Raw genomic sequence first — 21,321 nt, forward strand, 5'->3', positions numbered from 1 at the left:
CACCTACCTCGATCTCATCGGCGCAGCCGGGACCTCCTCCTACGGCGAGCCCGTCGCCTGGGCCGACGGTCGAGAGCCGGCAGCCCAGGTCGAGTACTGAGATCGAGCCGTCCACGCTCACGCTCGGAAGCCAGCCGACCAGACCGACGGCCGGAAGCCCACTGCCCAGGCCCAGGGCCGAAAGCCAGCCGTCGCAGTCCTCCGAGCAGCGGCCACCACACCGACCACCAAATGGACCTGCCGTGGCGCCGCGTCAGCGGGTCGCCGACCCCCCGAACGTTGACGGCGCACACCCCCCGGCAGCCCCACCCGCCCCGATACCGACGCCCCGCTGGCACGAACCCACGATCCAGGTACGGCAGATCGAACCGCTGCTCGCCGAGGAGGCCGCCCGGCCGAAAGCCAGGCCAACCGGGGCGAGCGGATCGGTCGACGCACCCGGTGTCGAAGCGACGTCGCCGGGTGGGTCGGTGCCGGCCAGGAGTCACCCGGGGCCACCACGGCCGGTCGGCGGAGCACCAGCCCACCCGGTCAGCGCGCCCCCCGCTCCCCCGCTGCCCACCTCTGCGCCGCCAGCCCACCCACACCCGGTCTCCGGACCGCCCGGCCAGCCGGTGTCCGCACCACCCGGGCACACCCACCCGGTTTCCGCACCACCCGCTGTTAGGCAGCAGGTCTCCGCGCCTCCGATCAGCGCGCCTCCCCTTCCCCGGCAACCGGTCTCCGGACCTCCGCAGAGCGCGCCACCCAGTCCCGCACCACCCATCTCCGCCCCTCCCGTACCGCCGTGGGGGTTGACCGCGCCCCCGTGGAGCCGCAGCGGCCCACCGCAGCCACTGCCGAACACCGGTGCCGACGTCGCCGAGGCGGACGCGGCGGACACCGGCGAAGACGGTGAGTCCGGGCTGGACATCTTCGATGCCGCGGCGGTGCCGACGCAGCGGGCCCGTGTCTCGGCGTCCGACGAGACCGAGGTGTTCCCGGCCGTCGCGCCGAGCAGTGGCCCGGCCAGCGGTTACGCCGGTCCGAGCCAGAACGTGACGGCTCAGCCGGCCGCGCAGCCTCGATCTGCCGCCGCGCCGTTGCGCCCCGCTGCGACGCCGGTCGAGCCGACTCCGGCGGCCTGGTCCCCGGACGGCGGTGGCGCGGTGCCGATGCCGCCATCGAGCGTGCCGCGACCTGCCCCTCAGCACCACCAGGACCAACAGCCAACTCCGGCCGAGCCGGCCAGCTACCCGACCCAGGACCACTACCCAGCCCCGGACCAATACCCAGCCCAGGAGCAGCGTCCGGTCCCGGAGCACTACCCGGCCCCGGACCACCACCCGGGGCAGGCGTTGTACCCGGGGCAGCAGTACCACCCGGCGCAGGACCCGTACCGGCCGGCGTACGCCGACGAGGACGGCTCGGCGGGCCGCAACCGTGCGACGCTGATCGGCGCGGTGGTGGCGGCCGGGGTGGCCGTCGTGGCGGTGGCCGGGCTGGGTGCGGTGGTGCTGACCCGTGACGACCCGCCACCCGGCGGGGCCGCGCCGACGGCGGTGGCACCCACGGGGGTGCCGACGGCGGCCGGGCCTCCGCCGGGGGATCTGAAGCTCCGGGACAACTCGACCACGATCACGCTGACCTGGACGGACCCGTCCGGCGGCGCGGTGCCGTTCATGGTCGCCGCCGGACGGGCCGGGCAGGCCCTGGGGGTGATGGCCACCGTGGACCCGGGCCGGACCAGCTACACGGTCAACGGGTTGAACTCGCGGGTGGATCACTGCTTCACCGTGTTGGCGGTCTACTCCACGGACAGCTTCGCGACCTCGGGCCAGGTCTGCACCGCGCGGGAGCGCAGCGCCTCGCCGAGCGGCAAGCCCTCGGGCCGACCGTCGCCAAGCTGACCCGGAACGTGAGCCGGCCTGAGCTGGGCTGAGCTGGGCGTCCACAACGCACACGCTCGGTATCCACAGGGGTGACCGTGCGGGTTCCCCCGCCACCAGCAGCGCCATATGATGGCACCCGGCTCAGGGGAGGGGTTGCCGCGAGGCGCGCCACCTGCCACGACTCAGGGGAGGCAGCCGGCTGTGGCCAGCATCGACGACGCCGTACGGACTGACGCCCCCCGCTCCCGGTCCCGGCTTCGCGGTGGACTGGTGACTGTCGGCACGGTGGCCGCTCTGCTGGCCGCCATGGGGTTGACGGTTCTCGGGTTGGGCGCGGCCGACAACGCGGTGGCCAACTACGACGCGAGTTCCTGGCTGTGGAGCACGGCGCGCAGCGAGCTGGCCCGGGTCAACGGGGTGACCGCCCGGGTGGACACCCGCACCGAGATCCCCGGCGCCAACCGTCACCCGATGCAGGTCACCCAGACCGACCGGCTGCTGATCCTGCGCGACCTGCAGACGGGGCAGGTCAGCTCTCTGGACCTGGCGACCCTGCAGCTCACCGCGACCACCAAGACGACCCCCGGCCTGGGCGTGAGTGTCGCCCTGCACGAGGACTCGGCGTTCGTGGTCGACGCCGTGCAGGGCATCGTGCGGCAGCTCGACCCGCGGTCGCTGGCCCCGGTCGGCGAGCCGGTCCGCTATCCCCCGGGCATCGCCGGCGGCACCTTCGACGGTGCGGGTCGGTTGTGGATCGCGGTGCCCAGCGAGGGCACCGTCTCGGCGATCACCGCCGCCAAGCTGCCGTCCGCGCCGGCCTCGGCCGCGCCCGCCGGTGGCGGGATCAGCCCGGAGCGTGTCGAGTCGTACGACGTGGCCGAGGCGAGCCACGAGCTGGTGGTCTCCACCCTGGACGACGGTGTGGCGGTGCTCGACCGCACGGCGGGCAAGCTGGTGCGCGTGCAGCGCGGCGAGGTGCGCCCGACGTCGTTGACGCTGTCCGGCCCGGCCGCACTGCCCGCGCGCACCAGTGGGCCGCGGATTCCGGTCACCGTGCCCGCCGATCGGCGGGTGCTGGTGGTGGGTGACGGTGGGGAGGAGAGGGCGTTCACCGTGCCGGGCGAGGGGGATCGGCTCAGCCCGGCGGTGGCCTGGGCGGACCGGTTCTACTGCGCCGACGAGGCCACCGGCACGATCTACGCCTTCGACGGTGGCGGTCAGCTGGTCGAGACCATCGGCGGACGGGCGAACGGGCCGCTGGAGCTGGAGGTCCGGGAGAACCACCTGTTCATCAACTCCCCCGACTCGGCGACGGCCCGGGTGGTGGACGACAAGCACCAGGTGCGCGAGGTCAACAAGTACGCCAACGACGTGCTCGGCGGCGACCCGCCACCGGTTGCCCCGCCGCCGCCCCCGCCGAAGAAGCCTCGGGTGGGTAAGCCGAGTGCTCCGCGCAGCGTGACCGCCTCGGCCGGCAACGCGCAGGCCCGGGTGAGCTGGCGGCCGGCGGCCGCCAACGGCGCCGAGATCATCAAGTACGTGGTGGAGGGTGCCGGCAAGCGCGTGGAGGTGGGCGCCAACCAGCGTGCGGTGGAGATCAAGGGCCTGACCAACGGCGAGACGTACCGGTTCGCGGTGCACGCCGTGAACGCCAAGGGTGACGGTCCGCCGCGCAACAGCAACCCGGTGACCCCGACCGCCGCGGTGCCCGACCCGCCGGCGAGCGTCACCGCCCAGGAGCGGCCGGACGGCACGGTGCTGGTGAAGTGGCCGGCCGCGAACGGGCAGGGCAACACCATCGCGAGGTACGCGGTGACGGCCAGTTCGGCGGGAACGAACGCCCCGGCCGGCGAGTCGACGAAGACGGAGCTGGTGGTGCCGGCCGGTGAGCTGGAGTTCGGCACCCAGTACGCGTTCACAGTGGTGGCGGTCAACAGCAAGGGCGCCGGGTCGGCGGCCTCGCCGGTGAGCAACACGGTGGTGCCCTTCGCCGCGCCCGGTCGGCCGCTCAACCTGCGGGCCGGCACGGTCGCCAACCAGCCGGGCGCGGTGACGGTGCAGTGGGCGCCGGCCGAGGCAAACGGCCGGCCGGTGACGAAGTACCTGGTGGACGTCGGTGGGCGGGCAAGCGAGGTGACCGACACCCGGACGACGGTCACCGGGCTGGGCAACGGCCAGAACGTCACGGTGAAGGTGAAGGCGGTCAACGAGGCGGGGCCCGGGCCGGAGGCCACCGCCACGGCGCGTACGGTCGCCGAGCCCCGGGTCACGGTGACCGGTTCGTCGGCGACCGCCACCGGGGCGACGGTGACGTTCACAGTGGACGCCGGCGGCGGTCAGGCCACCTGCTCGCTGAGTACGACGGGTGAGCCGGCGAAGGCCGGGCCGTGTTCCAGCATCACGATGACGGGCCTGACGCCGGGCACCAACTACACGTTCACGGTGACGGCGAGCAACGCCGCCGGTAAGGGCACGGCGACGAGGGCGCAGGCCACGCCTTCGCTGTACGGAATCGCGACCTGCCGTAACGGCGCATCCGGGCCCGAGTCGACCTACTGCGACCGGGACCGTGACGGCCGCAACGGCAACGAGATCTTCTCGGTTGCGCGACAGGACAACGACAAGCAGGTCGGCTGGGCGAAGCCCGGCAGCCGGCTGCAGGCGTACTGCAAGAAGTCGGGCGAAGAGGTCTACGCCTACATCTACAACAACGAGAAGCGCAGCACCTGGTGGGTGCAGGTCAGCTACGAGGGGAAGAACTACATTCCCTGGGCCTGGCTCAACCTGGAGGGCGGCGACAACATCAACGTCCTGCCCACCTGCTGAACCACCAGCCGAGGAGCACCGCCGACCGTGAACACCCACGAGCCACTCACCCAGCCGGAGGTGCAGGGCTTCGCGGCCCTGGCCGCCCGGCTGGCCGAGAACGTCAACGCGGTGGTGCTCGGCAAGCCGCAGGTGGTCCGGCTGGCGCTGACCGCGCTCTTCGCACAGGGTCACGTACTCCTGGAGGACGTGCCCGGGGTCGGTAAGACGACCCTGGCGCGGGCCATCGCCGCCACGGTGAAGGGTGAGTGGCGGCGCATCCAGTTCACCCCCGACCTGCTCCCGTCGGACGTGTCCGGCGTGACCATCTTCAACCAGGCGACCCGGGACTTCGAGTTCCACCCGGGGCCGGTCTTCGCCAACATCGTCATCGCCGACGAGATCAACCGGGCGTCGCCAAAGACCCAGTCGGCGCTGCTGGAGGTGATGGAGGAACGCACGGTGACGGTGGACGGGGTCCGGCACCCGGTGCCGTCGCCGTTCCTGGTCGTGGCCACCCAGAACCCGGTGGAGATGGACGGCACCTACCGGCTCCCCGAGGCACAGTTGGACCGGTTCCTGGTGAAACTGTCCGTCGGCTACCCGGACGAGGCGGTCGAGGTCGAGGTGCTGCGTGGTGCCACCGTGCGCTCCCCCGAGGCGCTCGCCCCGGTCACCGACACCGCCACCGTCGGGGAGATGGTCCGGATGGCCCGCCGGGTGCACATCGCCGAACCGCTCTACGCGTACGCGGTCCGACTGGCCGCCGCGACCCGTACCCACCCGCAGGTGCGCGTCGGGGTCAGTCCCCGGGGTGTGATCGCGTTGACCCGGGCGGCGTGCGCGTACGCGCTCATTGACGGGCGGGGTTGGATCATGCCGGAGGACCTGAAGGCGCTCTCCGAGGCGGTGTTCGCGCATCGGCTGCTCCTCACCCCGGACGCCCAGGTGCGTGGGTTGACCGCCGCGGAGGTGCTGCGCCAGGCCATCGCCTCGGTGCCGGTGCCCCTGCCGTCCGGGCAACCCGCTCCGGCACAGGGCTGACCGGCAGCAGCGGCATGGGAATCACCGCCCGTGGAGTCGGGCTGCTCGTCGCCGCCGTCGTGCTGCTGGGGGCGGGTTTCCGGTTCGCGTACCCCGAGTTGACGGTGCTCGGCGCGGCGGCCGGCGCGGCGGTGGGCTACGCGGCACTGGTCGCGGCCTGGCGGCCCCGGTTGACGGTGACCCGCCACGCCGACCCGGACCGGGTGGCGCGCGGCGAGTCGGCGATCATGACGGTGACCGTGCGCAATTCGGGCCGACTGCGGTCGGCGAACCTGCTGGCCGAGGACCGGTGCGGCGAGCGCGCCGTGCCGGTTCCGGTGCTGCGCCTGCGGCCGGGACGGGACACCGAGGTCCGCTACGACGTGCCGACCCACCGACGTGGGGTGGTCGCGGTCGGGCCGCTGCGGGTGACCCGGCGCGACCCGCTGGGTCTGGTGGCGCTGGCCCGCCCGTACGGTGCGGTGGTGCCGGTCTGGGTGTATCCCCGGATCCACCCGCTGACGGCGGTGCCCACCGGCGCGGGGCGCAGCCTCGACGGCCGGGTCGACGGCGTGCCGCACGGGTCGATCACGTTCGACTCGCTGCGGGAGTACGTGGTCGGCGACGAGCTGCGCCGGGTGCACTGGCGCACCAGCGCCCGGGTGGGTGAGCTGATGGTGCGGGAGAACGTGGACACCAGCCTGCCGCGTCTGGTCGTCCTGCTGGACAACCGTGTCACCGCGCACCCGCAGCGGGTCGGCGGGGTGGCGGAGTCGTTCGAGTCGGCCTGCGAGGCGGCGGCGTCGGTCGTCACCGCGGCGCACCGCGCGGACCTGCCGGTGGTGTTGCTGTTGGTGGCCGCCGAGGTGGCGACGCCCGGTGAGGAGACGGACGCCGCGGTCGCCCTCGGGCCGCTGGACCGGCTCGCCGCGGCCGAACTCTCCAGCGACGACGACACGGTACGCGCGGCCACGACCCGACTGCGACAGGACCGGCTCGGCGACACGCTAATCTTCCTGACCGGGCCGGGTGGCCGAGACGAGTTGGGGCACGTCGGCGCGCTGCGTGGGGCGTACCCGTCGGTGGTGGTCGGGGTGTTCGGCGCGGCCGAGCCGACGCCGCCGGGCGCCACCGGCCTGGTGGTGGTCGACGCGGCGGACGGCCCGGAGTTCGCCGCCGAGTGGGACGGGGTACGCCGGTGGTGACGCGCACGGTGCGGGTGCTGCGGGCGGCCGTGGTCCCGGCGGCGTTGATCGGGCTGACCGTGCTCGCCGGGGTGACGCTGGGCCGGGTGTACGCGGGCGACCTGCTGACCTGGCTGGTGATCGGCGCGGCGGCCGGTTCGGTGCTGGTCAGTGTCGCCGCCCGTCGGCTGCCGTCCTGGCTGGTGGCACCGGTGTCGGTGGCCGCGATGGCTGGCTGGACACTGTGGTCACTGCGGCTGGCCGCCCACCACGCGGAGCTTCCGGGCAGTCTGCTGGAGGTCACCGCGGACGCCGCGCGCAACGGCATTCCCCGGCTGCTCACCGCGATGATCCCGGTGGAGCCCGCACCGGACACGGTGCTGGTGCCCGTCGTCGCCGCCTGGTTGGCCGGGCTGGCGGGTGCGGAGGTGGCACTACGCGCCGGCCGGGTGCTGTTGGGTTACCTGCCGGCGGCGGGGCTCTACGCCGCCGCCCTGTACACGGTCGGCCCCAACGCCGAGCCGGCGGTCGGGACGACCGTGGCGTTCGTCGCGGTCGCGGCGGTCGGCCTGGCGGCGCCCGGCAACGCGGCGCCGGCCGGCGGCGATCCGGCCGCCGACCTGGCACCTCGGGTACGCGCGGCGGTGCGGCTCCGGCTGGCCGCCAGCGCGGCCCTCGGGGTGGCCCTGGTGGTCGGACTGGTCGCGCTGCTCGGCCCCGTCGTCGCCGGTCAGGTCGACGGTCGGCCGGTGGACCCGCGCCGGTACGTGGAGCCGCCGCAGGTGCAGTCGCTCGACGAGAACCCGCTGATCCGGATCTCCGGTTGGGCGCTGCATCCGGAGCAGAAACTCCTCGACGTGAGCACGGAACGCGCCGATGCGCCGCCCGCACCGCCCGACGCCGCGTCGCCGGACGGCGAGCCTGGAACCGAGCCGGGGGCGGGCACCGGTGGCGGTGTGCGGATCCGGTTGGCGGTGCTCAGCGACTACGACGGGGTGACCTGGCGGGTCGGGGCGACGTACCGCAACGCGGGCCGGATCCTGCCGGCCGCCACGCCGCCTGAGGACAGCACGGTCGGGACGGTCCGCCAGCAGATCACCGTGGCGGAGTTGAGCGGTCGACTCCTCCCCGCCGTGGCGACGCCGCGGGAGGTCAGTGGCGCGCGGGTGGCGTACGACCCGGCGAGCGGGACGCTGATCCGGCCGGAGGGGTTGACGCCGGGGCTGCGGTACGAGGTGACCTCCGCCGAGGAGCACCCGGACTTCAACCTGTTGGGCACCGCGAACGTGCCCGCCGGGGACGAGGTGGCCCGGGTGTTGCGGGTCGCCGACGGGGTGCCCGACCCGATGCGCCGGTTGGCCGCGCAACTCGCCGAGGAGAACGGCGCTCCGTACGCTCGGGCGTTGGCGATCGAGCAGTTCCTGGCCGAGCACTACCGGGTGGCGGCGGACGCGCCGAGTGGGCACGCGTACCCGAATCTGGGTTTCTTCCTCTTCGGACCCCGCAACGGTGGCGGCCAGGAGGGCACGTCCGAGCAGTTCGCGGCGGCTTTCGCGGTGCTCGGCCGGCTGTCCGGGCTGCCGACCCGGGTGGTGGTGGGTTTCCGGGCCGGCGGGCAGGGGCCGGTGTTGGCCGGTGACGCGTACGCGTGGCCGGAGGTGCTCTTCGACGGGTTGGGTTGGGTGCCGTTCGACCCGCTGCCGCGCCCGAACAACGAGCCGAGGCCGGTGGAGGAGGATTTCCGGCCGACGCCCGAGGATCCGCCACCGTCGGAGGCACCGGCGCCCACCGTGGAGCCGTCCGCGTCGCCGGAGCCGGTGGCCGCGCCGGACGGGCCGCCCGGACGGGGTGGGTTGTCCACGCCGGTGCTGGTCTCCGGGGGCAGCAGCGGCCTGGTGCTGCTGGTGGGGGCGCTCCTGCTCACCTTGTTGACGATGCGCCGCTCGCTGACCCGGCGTCGGCTCGTCGAGGGTGATCCCGGTCAACGCATCGCCGGCGCCTGGCGGGAGGTCACCGATGCGCTTGGGCTGGCCGGCCGACCGGTCGGCGACGACCTGGCCGCTACCGAGGTGGCTGGGCACGCCCGCCAGGCTCTGGCCGACGCCCGAGCCGACGTGACCGGCGACGACCCGACCGCAGGCGGCGCGACCGGCAGCGGCCCGACCAACGGCGGCGCGACCGGCGAAGGGCCGACCGTCGACGAACTGGCGGCCCTGCTCAATCAGGTGGGCTTCGCCCCCGCTGCCGCGACGTCGGACCAGGCGGCGCGGGCCGCCGAGGTGGCGACCGCCTACGTGGCGACGCTGCGCGCGGCCCGCCCCTGGTGGCGCCGCCTGCTCTGGTCCGTCCACCCGTCCCCCCTGCGCCGCGCCCGCCGATCCCCGCGGTGATCCGCACCCGCCGATCCCCGCGGTGATCAAGAGCTTTGCGTCACCGGCGGGCGGCTTCTTGACGCAAACCTCTTGATCAACCCGGGCGCTGGCTCGCCGGGGGTCGGGTCCAGGCGACGCGGCGGCCGTAGTCAGCAGCCACGGCGATGAGGAGGGGTCCCAGCAGAAGCGGCCGGGTGGCGAGGGCATAGCCGGTGGTCGTGATGAGGAGCGACACTCCCCAGCCGAGGAACACCAGCAGGGTGGCGCTGGTCGCCCACTCCTCCCACACCTCCGACCACGGCAGGTCACCGGTGCGTAGTTGGCCGACGAACACCGCGACGCTCAGCACCCCGTAGGTGACCAACGCGAGCGCCACCACCCCGGCCGGGAGCACCGCCAGCAGCCGGGGAACGCGTCGACCGCCCAGCCCCGGCACCCAGCGCGGGAACTGCTGCCCCCACCGCCGCACCAACCCGAGGACGAGCAGGCCGGCGAGCGGCGGGACGACTGTGATCGCGACGCCCGTCTCCGTCGAAAGATTCAGGTGCATCTCATCCAGCTTCCGCTCGGAGACGCCGAACGGAACGCCGAGCACCCAGAGCCCGTGCGGCACGGCCCAGCCGACCACGGGCAGAGCGACAGCGGTGTACGCCCAGAGGCGCGTCCACCTCGGCACCGGCTGGTAGTCGGCAGCCATCGGTCCGCGCTGGGGACCGGAGGCGTTCGCGAGCCCGGCGAACAGGACGCCACCGGCTACCAGCGCGAGCCGGGCGCCGAGGTCACGCCAGTCCGAGGGACGTCCCGCCAACGCCGCCGGCACCTCGAAGAGCAGGTGCAGCGGGAACGCGACGACCAGGAGCAGCCCGCTCGCCGCCCAACTCGCGCCGGACGCGACGCGGCCGGGAACCCGGATCGTGAAACCGATGATCACCGCGAGCGCGACACCGACTCCGATCGCGCCCCATCCCGTCCAGACCGGCAGCGTCTCCACCCGGTCCGCGCCGCATCCACCGGCCGGGTCGACCAGATCGGTGCGGTCGCAGGCGGTGTACCCCCACCGGCCGCCCCCGATCCAGTACAGACGCAGAGCCAGCTCACCGGCGACGAAGACGCCGCAGGCCACCGCCCACGGTCTGGCCGCGTCGATCGCCGCGGATCGACGGGTACGACCGGAGGTTGGCGACCACACACCCGCATTCATGGATCAATGGTCTGCGGCGACCGACGCGCTTCTCCTCCCCGACAGCGGGGAATGTGCTCCCGCCGGCGGGGGAAGTCCGTTGTGCTCAGTACAACGGTCAGGCGGTCAGGCGACGGATGAGTTTGCGCATGCCGGCCTGCCAGCCGTCCGGGTCCTCGGCGCGGCGGCGGGCGTAGTCGGCGACCTCCGGGTGCGGGAGGATCAGGAAACGCTCCTCGGCCAACCCGGCGATGGCCGCGTCGGCGACCTGGTCCGGGGTGAGCACCGCACCGGACGCGGTGATCACCCGGGCACCGAGGTGACCCTCGGCGATCCCGTCGGCGAGCATCGGGGTGTCCACCCCCTGCGGGCAGAGCGCGCTGACCCGGATGCCCCGGTCCCGGTAGGTGATGGCCAACCACTCCGCGAACCCCACCGAGGCATGCTTCGTCGCGGTGTACGCGGCGTCGCCCACCGCGGTCAGCACCCCCGCCGCCGAGCAGGTGTGCAGCAGGTGCCCGCCACCCCGGGCGAGCATCCCGGGCAGCACCGCACGGGCCGAGTAGACGTGGGCGAGCACGTTGACCCGCCACGCCCGGTCCCAACCGGCATCGTCGACCTCCACTCCCCCACCGGTGGTCACCCCCGCGTTGGCGCAGAACAGGTCGATCCGGCCGTAGCGCTCCTCCGTGTCGGCGACCAGCTCGCGTACCTGCTCCTCGTCGGTGACGTCGAGGGCGATGGGATGGGCGACCGGGCCGATGCCCTCGGCCACCGCGTCCGCCGCGTCGGCGTCCAGGTCGGCGACCACCACGGCGGCGGCACCCTCCGCTGCGAAGCGGCGGGACAACGCAGCCCCGATGCCACCGGCGCCACCGGTGACCACCACGATCCGGTCGGTGAGGTTCACGCGGACGCTCCGATCGAGTCGGTGCCCAACTGGGCGATGAGGGTGGTCAGCGCGGTCGCGCCACCGGCGGTCACCTCGGGGGTGGGCAGCAGCGCGAAGACCGGCACGTCCACGCCGGCGTCGGCGTAGCGGCGCACCTGTGCCCGGCACCGCTCGGGCGAGCCGTGCAGCACCAGGGCGTCGACCACGTCGTCCGGCACCGCCGCGCTGGCCCCACGTCGATCACCGGCGGCCCAGGCCTCCCACATCGGGCCGAGCGTCTCGTCCCGGCCGAGCCAACGGTGGAACTCGGCGTACGCCGGGACGGTCAGGTAGCTGGTGATCAGCCGGCGGCCCAACGTCCGGGCGTACGCGGCGTCCTCGGTGGGGCACACGAAGATCCGGGCGGCGATCTCGAAGCCGGGGCGTCGTTCACCCAACTCGGCGAGGGCACGCGGTACGTCGTCGGCGCTGAGCCAGTTGAGGATGACCCCGTCGGCCTCCGCGCCGGCCAGCCGGAGCATCCCCGGACGCAGCGCGGCGAGCAGGATCGGTGGCGGCACCGCCGGTGGTCGTTCCAGCGTGAACCGTCGCACGGTGAACGTGTCGTACACCTCGTCGACGGTCTCACCGCGCAACGCGGCGCGCAGGAAACGCAGGACGTCACGGGTCCGCCGGAACGGCTCCTCGAACCGGACCGCGTTCCAGTCGCGGACCAGCACCGGCGAGGACGCCCCGATGCCGAGCGAGAATCGACCCGGCGCGGCCTCGGCCAACGCCGCCGCGCTCATCGCCAGCAGCCCGGGACCCCGGGTGAAGACCGGCGTGATCGCGGTGCCGAGCCGCAACCGGGGCTGCCAGGCGGCAGCGAGCGCCAGCGGGGTGAACGCGTCGGTCCCGGCGACCTCGGACGACCAGACGTCGGTGAACCCGGCCCGGTCGAGCGTCGCGTAGACCGCCTCGTGGTCGGCCAGCGGGATGCCGCCCAGCGGCACCGTCATGCCCCATCGATTCGTCACCGATCGATCGTGCCCGTTCACGGGGCACGCGAGCAAGATCCCCGTACTGGGCAGAATCGCCGGTTTCCGGCGGTGCCTGCCATCGGGGGTGCTACGACTGCCAGGTGGACCGGACCGACGGCGCAGGCCGCTGACCATGGGTTCCGGGGCAGCGGGACGCCTGGAGCCGGTTCCTGCGGCGACCACCCCCGGCCGGGCCACCTTCCTCGAACTCTTCTTCGACCTGGTGTACGTCTTCGCGCTCACCCGCATCTCGGCACGCGCGTTCGAGGACCTGACCCAGGAGCCGGGCCGGGAGAATGGTTGGGGCACGGTCACCGGCGGCGGCAAGACCCTGCTGTTGCTGCTCGCGCTCTGGGCCGTCTGGCAGGGCACCGCGTGGACGACCAGCCGGTACGACCCGTACCGGGTGCCGCTGCAGACCGTAGTGATCACCGCGTTGGTGTGCAGCATGGTGATGGGGGTGGCGATCCCCCGGGCGTTCAGCGACACCGCGCTGATGTTCGCGGTGGCGTACGTGGTCGCACAGGTGACCCGACCGGTGATCCTCTCGATCGCGCTGGGTCCGCACCCGTACCGCCGGTTGAAGGTGCGCATGGCGGTGGTGTTCGCCGTCAGCGGGGTGTTCTGGATCAGCGGCGCGATGTTGACGACCAACATGCAGGTGGTGTTCTGGACGACGGCGCTGGTGATCGAGTACCTGGCCGGCCGCTGTGGCTGGCCGGTGCCGGGGCTGGGTCGCTCGACGATCTCCAAGTGGGAGATCGCCGGGGAGCACCTGGCCGAGCGGTACCAGCAGTTCTTCCTCGTCGCCCTGGGCGAGACGATCCTGGTGGCCGGTTTCGCGTACAGCAGGGGACCGTACGAGACGGGGCACGCCTGGGCGTTCGCGCTCGCGCTGGCCACGTCGATCATGCTGTGGCGGATCTACGTCCAGCGGGCCGGGCGGATCCTGGGCGAGGCGGTGACGAAGGCCCGGCACCCCGCCACCATCGGCCGGTCGGCGGCCGACACCCACCTGGTGATGGTCGTCGGGCTCGCCGCCACCGCGATCGGATACGAACTGATCATCGAGCATCCGCTGGAACGGATCCCGGGGTCGTGGTTGGCCCTGGTGCTCGGCGGTCCGGCGCTGTTCCTGGCCGGTCGGTCCCGCCTCGAGTACGAGGTGTTCGCGCGGGTCTCGCCCTCCCGCTGGGTCGCCCTGCTGGCGCTGGCGGTGTCGGCCGTGCCGCTGCTGTTCCTGCCGGGTGTGGTCGCGACCACGGTCGGGGTGCTGGTGCTGGGCGCGGTCACGATCGCCGACGCCCGCCGGGCGCGCGGCGCGCCACCGGAGCCGGCCGCGCCACCGTTCTGAGACGACGACGTACGGCGATGTCCTGCCGGCGCGACCGGATAATCTCGGCCGGTGACCTTCTCGCTCGTCGCCCGCTCAGCCGACGGCCGTCTGCATGGTGTCGCCGTCGCCAGCAAGTTCCTCGCCGCCGGGGCGGTGGTGCCGGCGGCCGCCGCCGAGGTCGGCGCGCTGGCCACCCAGGCGCACGCCAACCTCGGCTACCGCCCGCAGGGCCTCGCCCTGCTGCGCACCGGAGTGACAGCCGCCGATGTCGTGGCCGGGCTGGTCGCCGCGGACCCCGAGCGCGAGCACCGCCAGCTCGGGGTGGTGGACGCCAGTGGTCCGGGTGCCAGCTGGACCGGGCCGGCCTGCCTCCCGTGGGCCGGTGGGCGGACCGGCGACGGTTGGGCCGCACAGGGCAACGTGCTCACCGGCCCGGAGGTCGTCGACGCCCTCGGCGAGGCGTGGCTGGCGGGGGCGGCGCTGCCGTTCGCCGAGCGGCTGGTCGCCGCGCTGCGGGCCGGCGAGGAGGCCGGCGGCGACCGGCGTGGTCGGCAGAGCGCCGGGCTGCTGGTGGTCGAGCGTGGCGGCGGGTACGGCGGCACCAGCGACGTGCTGGTCGACCTTCGCGTGGACGATCACCCGGACCCGGTCGCCGAGCTGAGCCGGCTGCTCGCCGTGCACACCATGCTGTTCGGCCGGCCGGACCCGGCCACCCTGCTCGACCTGAGTGGCGCGGTCGCCGAGGAGGTAGCCGCGTTGCTCATGGCGCTGGGCCATCCGGTGGCCGGCGACGGGCCGGAGGCAGCGTTGGTCTCCTGGGCGGGGCTGGAGAACCTGGAGGAGCGGTTGGTGCCGGGCCGGATCGATCCTGTCGTCCTGACGCACCTGCGCGGTGTTGCCCCGCACGTCCCCGCACCCCGCTCCGCGAGCTGACCCGCCCGGGGGCGAGCCGCAACCAGCAGGGCGACACCGTCGCCCCGCAAGATCCGCACACTTTCGGGGAAACTGCTGCGTCCACCGGCCGTGAGGCGGCGGTTCCCCCGAAGTTGCGCGGATCTTGGGTGTCCGGGTCGGGCTCACGCGCCTTGGAGCGGGGTCAGCGACCAACGGCGCGCGGGGTCAGCGACCGACAGCGCGCGGCGTCAGCGACCGACAGCGCGCGGCGTCAGCGACCGAAGGCGAGCCAGCGGAAGCGCGCCGCGTCGATCGCGGTCCGTTCCGGGGCGGTCAGCGCCGCCCGCCCGGTGGTCTTGCGGATCAGGGTCAGCCGGTCCCAGCCCAGACCGGACGGTGCCGGGCGCCCTCCGGCGAGCAGGTCGGCGATCACCTCGGCCGCCGGGGCGGTGAGCCACGGCGGCCGACCCAGAGCGGCAGCCAGGTCCAGACCGTGGACGCCCACCTCGACGACCCGGGTCCGCAGGAACTCGGTGAGGCGCATCGCGTCGCCGTGTCGGGTCCGCACCACGCGATCGGGCGGGGCGGCGGCCACCGCCGCCTCGGTGGCTCGCCACGCTCGCTCCAACTCGGTCGCCAGCGCCGGCTGGTCCACCTGGAGGGCGTCGCGCCGCCCGCCGGCGATCCGGTCGGCATCCACCTGCTCGGTGAACTTCGCCCGGCCGAAGTAACCGGCGGCGTCCACCTCGGCGCGTGGCGGGGCCGGCGCGGCCAGCATGTCGGTCAGCCGGCCGACGCCGGTGCGTACGTGTGCGATCAGTTCCCGGACGGTCCACGGCGGGCAGTCGGTGGGTCCGTCGAGGTCGGCGTCGACCAGGTCGGCCAGGACCTCGGTGAGCTGTGCGCACTCGGCCGAGAACGCCGCACGGACCGGATCCATCAGCCGGCTCAGCCCTTGACCCGGGGCACGAGCCGGTGCACGACGGTGAGCACCAGCGCCATCACCACCGCCATCGTGCCGGCGATCCCGGCGGCGCTGCCCGCGTACCCGATGAACAGTGGCCGGCGGGTCAACTCCTGCGGCCCGGTGCCGCGCAACTCGACCAGCCACGCCAGGGCCAGCCCACAGGCGACCAGGGCGAGCAGACCGCCCACCCCGAGCACCAGCGCGGCGATCCGGTGCGCGTCGCCGGGGGCGACCTCGGCCTGCTCCCGCTGGGTGATCAGCAGGAGCAGCCCGGCCAACGCCGCCCACACACCCACCACCAGGTACGCGGCGACCGCGTCGCTGGGCCGGTGCCAGCCGGCGGAGAGGGTGGCGACTCCGGCGGCGGCGGCATAACCGGCACCGATGAAGGCACCGGCCGCCCGCACCTTGCGCGGCAGGACGAGCATCAGCGCGACCGCCACCGACGCGGCCACGGTGGTGTGCCCGCTGGGCAGGCTGTTGCCCACCTCGGCGCGCTCCGGGTCGAGGCCGAAGTCGGGGCGGTTCAAGCCGTACTTCAGCAGCTGGGTCGAGAGGTTCGCTCCGGCGATCAGCAGGGTCGCGGTGACGGCCAGGGCGATCCGTCCCCGGATCAACGCGATGAAGCCGATCATCGCGGTGGCTGCCAGCAGGGAGACCACCGACATCGCGTTGAGGATCCGGTCGACGGGTCCGTCGATGGTGTCCTGCCCGATCCGGTTGCCGGTCAGCGCGACGGTGTCCACCCACTGACCGACCTCGGTGTGCACCGCCACCCGCCACACGGCGAGGAAGGCAGCCGCCTGGACAAGGGCCAGTACGACCAACCAGACCGCGGTCCAACCCCGTGCCGTCGCGCGCATCCGCACACCGTAGCGGCCGGTGTCGGGCAACCGATCGGTGGCCCGCCGCGCGTTGACGGTTAGGTTGTGCCAGAGGCGAGGAGGCGGTGGTGAGCGGAGCACCGGGGCGCGACAGCGGCCGTCCGGAGCAGCGGAAGGGCGCCGATCCGGGGCCGGGAGGGCCGGCCGGGGCAGGTGCCGACACCGGTCCGGGAGGGCCGGCGCGCGCCGAGTCGCTGACGGATCTGCTGGGTGGGCGACGCGGCGCCGTCGATGCCACCCTGCCGCCGCTGGCGTTCGCGGCGGGCTGGTTGCTGGGCGGCGAGTCGCTGTGGGGTGGGGTCGGCGCGGCGCTGGCCGTGGGCGCGGTGGTGGCCGGCGTACGGCTGCGTCGGGGTGACCGGCCGCGGTCGGTGCTGATCGGGCTGCTGGCGGTCTGCGTCGCGGCGTTGATCGCGGTGCGCACCGGCCGGGCCGAGAACTTCTTTCTGATCCAGGTGTTGTCCAACGCGGCGAGCGCCCTGGCGTGGACGGTCAGCGTCGTGGTGCGTTGGCCACTGCTCGGCGTGCTGGTCGGCGCGGTGCTGGGCCAGCGCGCCCGGTGGCGGCGCGACCCGGCGCTGCTGCGGGGGTACGGCCGGGCCAGTTGGGTGTGGACGGCGACCTACCTGCTGAGGGTCGCCGTGTTCGTGCCGCTCTACCTGAGCGGCCAGGTGCTCGCGCTGGTGGTGGCCCGGGTGGCGTTGACCTGGCCGCTGGTCGCCGCGGCGCTGGCACTGAGTTGGGTGGTGCTGCGGCGCTCGCTGCCGGCCGGGCACCCGGGTCTGCGTCACCCGCTCACCGACGGCCCCGACGTGCCGGCCGGCCGGCGTGACTCGCCTCGGTGATCATGGGCGGCTGAGCGGTTCGGCACGCCGGGCAATGCTCTGCTGAGCTGCCAGCGATCGTCGTGACGATCACGAGCGGGGCCGGTCAGGGGCCAAGAAAGTGGAGAGGCCGCCACGGGGGGAGCGGCCTCTCCGGTGACGTACGTTACTCCGTCGTGGACTTCAGCGTGATCCCGTGAAGGCCCGAATTTCTGGGCTTTTTCGCGACTGGCTCCAGTCCGGGCGGTGGGGTGGGCCAGCCGATCCGCTGCGTCGGCCAGATGGCTGGCCCACCCCGGCCTGACCGTGGGTGTCAGGCCGTCCCCCGGTCAGGGTCCGTCGTTCCCCGGACCCTGACCGAATCCCGGGGTGGGCGGTCCACGCCACCCACCCCGGGCCGTCTCAGCCGTTCGGGAACATGCTGCCGTAGTCGGCGTACGCCATGGCGACGTCAGCCTGTGCCCAGAACCGGTGGTAGTTGAAGGTGGGCTCCGGACCACCGTCCAGGTACGCCTGCACCTTGGGCCAGTCCGGGTCGTTCTTGTAGAAGGACCGGATGTCCAGGAAGCTCTTGCCGGCGGCGATGGCGTCGCCGTTCGGCATCGTTCCGGTCCAACCCGACGGGACGTAGAGGCCCTGCCCGGTGGACGCGTTGTAGACGTCGTCGAAGCGCCGGTAGTCGCCGCGCGTCTCGGTGGTGGAGACACCCTTGGCGTCACTGGCGGCCGACAGCGCGTCGAGCAGCCCCTTGGCGGTGTCCTTCGCCGCCACGTTGCCCGACTTGGCCGCGTACGCGATCAGGATCCGGGCGTAGGCGGCGGTGACACCGACGTCCTGGCCCTTGCTGATGACCTCGACGTGCAGGCCGGTGTTGGGCTGCGGGTTGGACGGGTTCCAGGTGGTCGGTTGACCGGTCCACGCCATGTCCGACGGGATCGACCAGTTGGTGCCGAGCGTGGTGTTGGCGATCGCCCACGGCACCCACTTGTCCAGCAGGGCCTTGGCCTTCGCGTTGCCGGTCTGCTGGTACAGCTCGGCGATGCGCTGCATCGACCAGGCCTGCATGCCGAACCACTGGTTCGACGGCGGGTCGTTGTAGACCGGGTCGACGTCGTAGAACATGCCGTAGAAGGTGCTGGTGCCGGCCGGCGGCTGGGCGTAACTGCCGTCCCAGCTGTTGGTGGCGCCGCCGGCGATGCCGCCCTCGGCGGACTGCAACCAGGTGTAGAACTCCAGCTGCCGCTCGAAGCTCTTGGTCCAGTCGGCGACCGCGGTCGACGACTGCGGCTTGAGCTCCGGGGTGTTGGTCAGCGCCCAGGCCGCGAACGGGTTCTGGTAACCGAAGTGGTTGTGGCTGGAGCCGATCCGCCAGGACCAGTTCTGGCTGGCGTCGTACGCGCCGCCCCAGGCGTAGTACCAGGACAGCAGGTAGTGCGCCGAGTCCTTGCCGCTGCCGGCGGGGCAGGTGCTGGCCCCGACGCAGTTGCCGATCTTCTTGAAGTACTTGTCGAACATCGCGTACCGCAGGTAGTCACCCATCTTGGCGGCCTTGGTGATGGTCGCCGCGACGTCGGCCTGCTTGTTCTGCGCCTTGGACCAGGTCAGCGCCCAGTACGCGGCCTGCACGGTACGGGCGTCGGCGTCCGGTGCGTTGGTGTACTTCCACTGCTTGGCGGGGGCGCCGGTGTCCTTGACGAACAGGTCGAGGTAGCCGTACTGACCGCCGTGCTCGAAGGTGTCGCAGGACGGCTGGGGAACGGTCTCCCAGACCGACTCCTGGGTGCCCCGCTGGAAGGTGTTGATGTAGGCCGGCTTGGTGGTGCCGTCACCGCAGCGGCCGAAGCCGTAGGTGTTGTCGACGTCCATCAGCCAGTGCATGCCGTAGATGTCGCCGGTGCCGTAGGTGGACTGCAACTCCGAGCGGAGCGGGTCCTGGCCGACCGAGACGTTCGGGTTCAGCGCGGACGGGTACTGGCTGGGCAGGTTGTACTCCGCGGCGTACTGCGGGGTGCCCGCGGAGCCCGCCGTCGGCTGGTCGGCGTGCGTCGGGATGATGTACTTCTCCATCACCGTCCAGGCGTTGTTGAACGGCGCCCAGTTCTGGGTGACCTTGCCGTAGTAGGCCTCCAGCCAGAGCCAGAAGCTGAACGCCTCCGAGGTGGTCTCGTGGCCGTGGTCGGGCGCCTCGACGATCAGCGTCTCCACCGAGTGGTATGGCACGCCCTCAGGGCTGAAGTAGCCCGAATTCTTGATCTTGCCGTACTGCTCGAGGAACTTCGCCGTGTAGGCGTTGTCGCCGCCGGGGGTGTCGTTGTCGATCTCGGTGGCGGTGACCGCCAGCGAGGCGAGACCGGTGGCGGAGGCGGTGATGGTGGCGGCACCGCCGAGCGTGTCGGCGTCCTCCGCCGCGGCGACCGTGACGGTGACCCCGGTGCTCCAGTTGCTCGCGGTCAGCGTGGTGCTGGTCGGCGAGACCGTGACATCGGTGTCACCGGTGCGGGCGAGGGTGACCGGCACGCTGGCCGTCGGGGCGGCGCTGAGCTTCAGGTTGAAGGTGGCGGTGCCACCCTCGGTGACGCTCACCGCGGAAGGAGTGGCGACCAGTGTCGGGCCGTTGGCGGCGCCGACGGTGAACGCCTTCTCGGCGACCCCGATGCCGTTGGCGTTGTCGTACGCCTTGGCCTGCACGGTGTAGCTGCCGGCCGGCAGGTCCTCCTGCGTGTACGCGTACGGAGCGGAGGTGTCGGTGTTGATCAGCAGGCCGTTCCGGTAGAACTCGACCTTGCTGATCGTCCCGTCCGGGTCGCTGGCGGTGGCGGTCAGCGGCACGTCCGCCGGCGCGGTGAACGGCCCGGTCGGCAGGCCGAGCGAGACCGTCGGCGGCTGGTTGGCCGGGGTGCCGTTGCAGGGGGTGCCGTTCAGGGTGAACGAGGTGGGCTTCGGGTTGCTGCCCGAGTGGGCGCCGTTGAAGCCGATGGTGGTGGACGCCCCGGTGCCGAGGTTGCCGTTGTACGACTCGTTGGTCGCGGTGACCTCGCTGCCGGACTGGCTGTACCTGGCCGACCAGCCCTGGGTGACCCGCTGGCCACTGTTCGGGAAGGTCCACTTGAGCGTCCAGTTACTGATCGGGTCGCCCAGGTTCTTGATGGTGACGTTGGCGGTGAAGCCGGTGTTCCAGTCGTTGGTCGCGTAGACCACGTCGCAGGCGGGGGCGGCCTGTGCGGCACCGGCGGGCAGGGTCACCCCGCCGACGGCGAGCAACGCGGCGGCGGCGATCGCCACGCGGCGACGTATTGCCAGTTGTCTCATGTGCGCGGTGTCTCCTCGGGCGAGGCCGGGATGGTCCCGGCGGGGGCGCCGGCCCGCGAGGGTGGTGGTCCGCGGGGGATTAGAGGCGCCGGGAAGGTGGTCTCCCCGGGCCCGGCCGGGGTGGGTCGGTGCGGCCTGCACGGGAGGGGGTCCCGCTGGCCGCGATGGGGTGACCGTGACCGGAAGTGGTGCTGCCGGCTGCCCTCGGTGGACCCGCACTCACGCGATGTGGCTCCTGCCGCGTTGAATCGACAGTGTGCCATGGAAGCGCTCCCACAACAACCCGGATCAGCTCCTTGTTTCGATCTTGTTTTGGGTCTTTCACAAACGCGTGACGGGCGTTACAGTCGCAACATCGGTCGATGGGAGCGCTTCCATCGACAAGGTTCCAACTAGAAGATCACCGGCGCCGCCTCCGGGCGGGGTCGGGGAGACCGACCGATGGCCGACGACGGGCCAGCCCGGACGCCGTCGTCAGCCATCGTCCCGCCACATGGAGGGAGGTGGAACCAGAGCCACTCGCGTGGCCCGGCTCCCGCGCGACACGCATGGCAGGACCCAAATTCCGCTTGCGTGTGTGCAGTTACGGTGGGGACGGGGGTTGCCCTCCCCCGTCCCCACACTAAACCCCCGTACACGATAGGAAAAGAGGCCGACGGGACAGGCGCGGTGCGCCGCCCGGACGGCCTCGTTCGCTGCTCGGGGCCATACCCGCCACCACCCCGCCAGCCCCGGCCGTCACGACGGACGGATGACCGGCC

At 72.9% G+C, this 21,321-nt stretch carries 13 protein-coding genes and 1 pseudogene; 8 read left to right on the forward strand and 6 right to left on the reverse strand.

Features of this window, described 5'->3' with window-relative positions; translation table 11 throughout:
* Positions 1-1,412 precede the first annotated feature (1,412 nt).
* The 5 genes and pseudogenes from ABGB10_RS17485 to ABGB10_RS17505 all read left to right on the forward strand — a co-directional run.
* Positions 1,413-1,889: pseudogene (locus ABGB10_RS17485) on the forward strand (fibronectin type III domain-containing protein); the annotation flags it as partial.
* Between the two features lie 183 nt (positions 1,890-2,072).
* Positions 2,073-4,697: a fibronectin type III domain-containing protein gene (locus ABGB10_RS17490; RefSeq protein ID WP_347661897.1), complete on the forward strand. Its 2,625-nt coding sequence runs from the start codon at positions 2,073-2,075 to the stop codon at positions 4,695-4,697.
* A 27-nt stretch (positions 4,698-4,724) separates the two neighbouring features.
* Entirely contained in the window at positions 4,725-5,720 is a 996-nt protein-coding gene (locus ABGB10_RS17495; RefSeq protein WP_347661898.1) for a MoxR family ATPase, read from the forward strand.
* Between the two features lie 14 nt (positions 5,721-5,734).
* Positions 5,735-6,904 (forward strand): DUF58 domain-containing protein, encoded by a 1,170-nt coding sequence (locus tag ABGB10_RS17500; RefSeq protein WP_347661899.1) that lies wholly within the window; start codon positions 5,735-5,737, stop codon positions 6,902-6,904.
* The gene (locus ABGB10_RS17505; protein WP_347661900.1) at positions 6,898-9,273 is read left to right on the forward strand and encodes a transglutaminaseTgpA domain-containing protein; all 2,376 of its coding nucleotides are present in this window, start codon (positions 6,898-6,900) and stop codon (positions 9,271-9,273) included. Before ABGB10_RS17500 ends, ABGB10_RS17505 begins: the two co-directional genes overlap by 7 nt.
* 76 nt (positions 9,274-9,349) lie before the next feature.
* Here the strand turns inward: ABGB10_RS17505 and ABGB10_RS17510 are convergent, their stop codons facing one another.
* The 3 genes from ABGB10_RS17510 to ABGB10_RS17520 all read right to left on the reverse strand — a co-directional run bounded on the left by ABGB10_RS17510 (position 9,350) and on the right by ABGB10_RS17520 (position 12,325).
* Positions 9,350-10,456, reverse strand: coding sequence for a hypothetical protein (locus tag ABGB10_RS17510; RefSeq protein WP_347661901.1), 1,107 nt, complete (start codon positions 10,454-10,456; stop codon positions 9,350-9,352).
* A gap of 97 nt (positions 10,457-10,553) precedes the next feature.
* Entirely contained in the window at positions 10,554-11,345 is a 792-nt protein-coding gene (locus tag ABGB10_RS17515; RefSeq protein ID WP_347661902.1) for an SDR family oxidoreductase, read from the reverse strand.
* On the reverse strand, positions 11,342-12,325 hold the full coding sequence (locus ABGB10_RS17520; protein ID WP_347661953.1) for an LLM class F420-dependent oxidoreductase: 984 nt from the start codon (positions 12,323-12,325) through the stop codon (positions 11,342-11,344). Before ABGB10_RS17520 ends, ABGB10_RS17515 begins: the two co-directional genes overlap by 4 nt.
* Positions 12,326-12,479: 154 nt before the next feature.
* Between ABGB10_RS17520 and ABGB10_RS17525 the strand changes: the two genes are divergently transcribed.
* Positions 12,480-13,700: a low temperature requirement protein A gene (locus ABGB10_RS17525; RefSeq protein WP_347661903.1), complete on the forward strand. Its 1,221-nt coding sequence runs from the start codon at positions 12,480-12,482 to the stop codon at positions 13,698-13,700.
* 51 nt (positions 13,701-13,751) lie between these two features.
* The gene (locus ABGB10_RS17530; protein ID WP_347661904.1) at positions 13,752-14,615 is read left to right on the forward strand and encodes a DUF1028 domain-containing protein; all 864 of its coding nucleotides are present in this window, start codon (positions 13,752-13,754) and stop codon (positions 14,613-14,615) included.
* Between the two features lie 232 nt (positions 14,616-14,847).
* On the opposite strand, the gene ABGB10_RS17535 is transcribed toward ABGB10_RS17530, so the two are convergent.
* Entirely contained in the window at positions 14,848-15,516 is a 669-nt protein-coding gene (locus ABGB10_RS17535; RefSeq protein WP_347661905.1) for a maleylpyruvate isomerase N-terminal domain-containing protein, read from the reverse strand.
* Positions 15,517-15,524: 8 nt separating this feature from the next.
* Complete coding sequence (locus ABGB10_RS17540; protein WP_347661954.1) at positions 15,525-16,412, reverse strand: phosphatase PAP2 family protein; 888 nt, start codon at positions 16,410-16,412, stop codon at positions 15,525-15,527.
* A 218-nt stretch (positions 16,413-16,630) separates the two neighbouring features.
* Between ABGB10_RS17540 and ABGB10_RS17545 the strand changes: the two genes are divergently transcribed.
* Positions 16,631-17,272: a DUF3159 domain-containing protein gene (locus ABGB10_RS17545; protein WP_347661955.1), complete on the forward strand. Its 642-nt coding sequence runs from the start codon at positions 16,631-16,633 to the stop codon at positions 17,270-17,272.
* A 381-nt stretch (positions 17,273-17,653) separates the two neighbouring features.
* On the opposite strand, the gene ABGB10_RS17550 is transcribed toward ABGB10_RS17545, so the two are convergent.
* The gene (locus tag ABGB10_RS17550) at positions 17,654-20,560 is read right to left on the reverse strand and encodes a glycoside hydrolase family 48 protein (RefSeq protein WP_347661906.1); all 2,907 of its coding nucleotides are present in this window, start codon (positions 20,558-20,560) and stop codon (positions 17,654-17,656) included.
* Between the last annotated feature and the right edge of the window lie 761 nt (positions 20,561-21,321).

This window comes from Micromonospora sp. B9E7 (assembly GCF_039871815.1).
Classification (GTDB): domain Bacteria; phylum Actinomycetota; class Actinomycetes; order Mycobacteriales; family Micromonosporaceae; genus Micromonospora.

Excerpts from the sequence above, each read along its gene's own strand:
- ABGB10_RS17500 (WP_347661899.1), top strand. The coding sequence starts at position 5,735 with ATGGGAATCACCGCCCGTGGAGTCGGGCTGCTCGTCGCCGCCGTCGTG.
- ABGB10_RS17510 (WP_347661901.1), bottom strand. The coding sequence starts at position 10,456 with ATGAATGCGGGTGTGTGGTCGCCAACCTCCGGTCGTACCCGTCGATCC.
- ABGB10_RS17550 (WP_347661906.1), bottom strand. The coding sequence starts at position 20,560 with ATGAGACAACTGGCAATACGTCGCCGCGTGGCGATCGCCGCCGCCGCG.
- ABGB10_RS17525 (WP_347661903.1), top strand. The coding sequence starts at position 12,480 with ATGGGTTCCGGGGCAGCGGGACGCCTGGAGCCGGTTCCTGCGGCGACC.
- ABGB10_RS17535 (WP_347661905.1), bottom strand. The coding sequence starts at position 15,516 with ATGGATCCGGTCCGTGCGGCGTTCTCGGCCGAGTGCGCACAGCTCACC.
- ABGB10_RS17520 (WP_347661953.1), bottom strand. The coding sequence starts at position 12,325 with ATGACGGTGCCGCTGGGCGGCATCCCGCTGGCCGACCACGAGGCGGTC.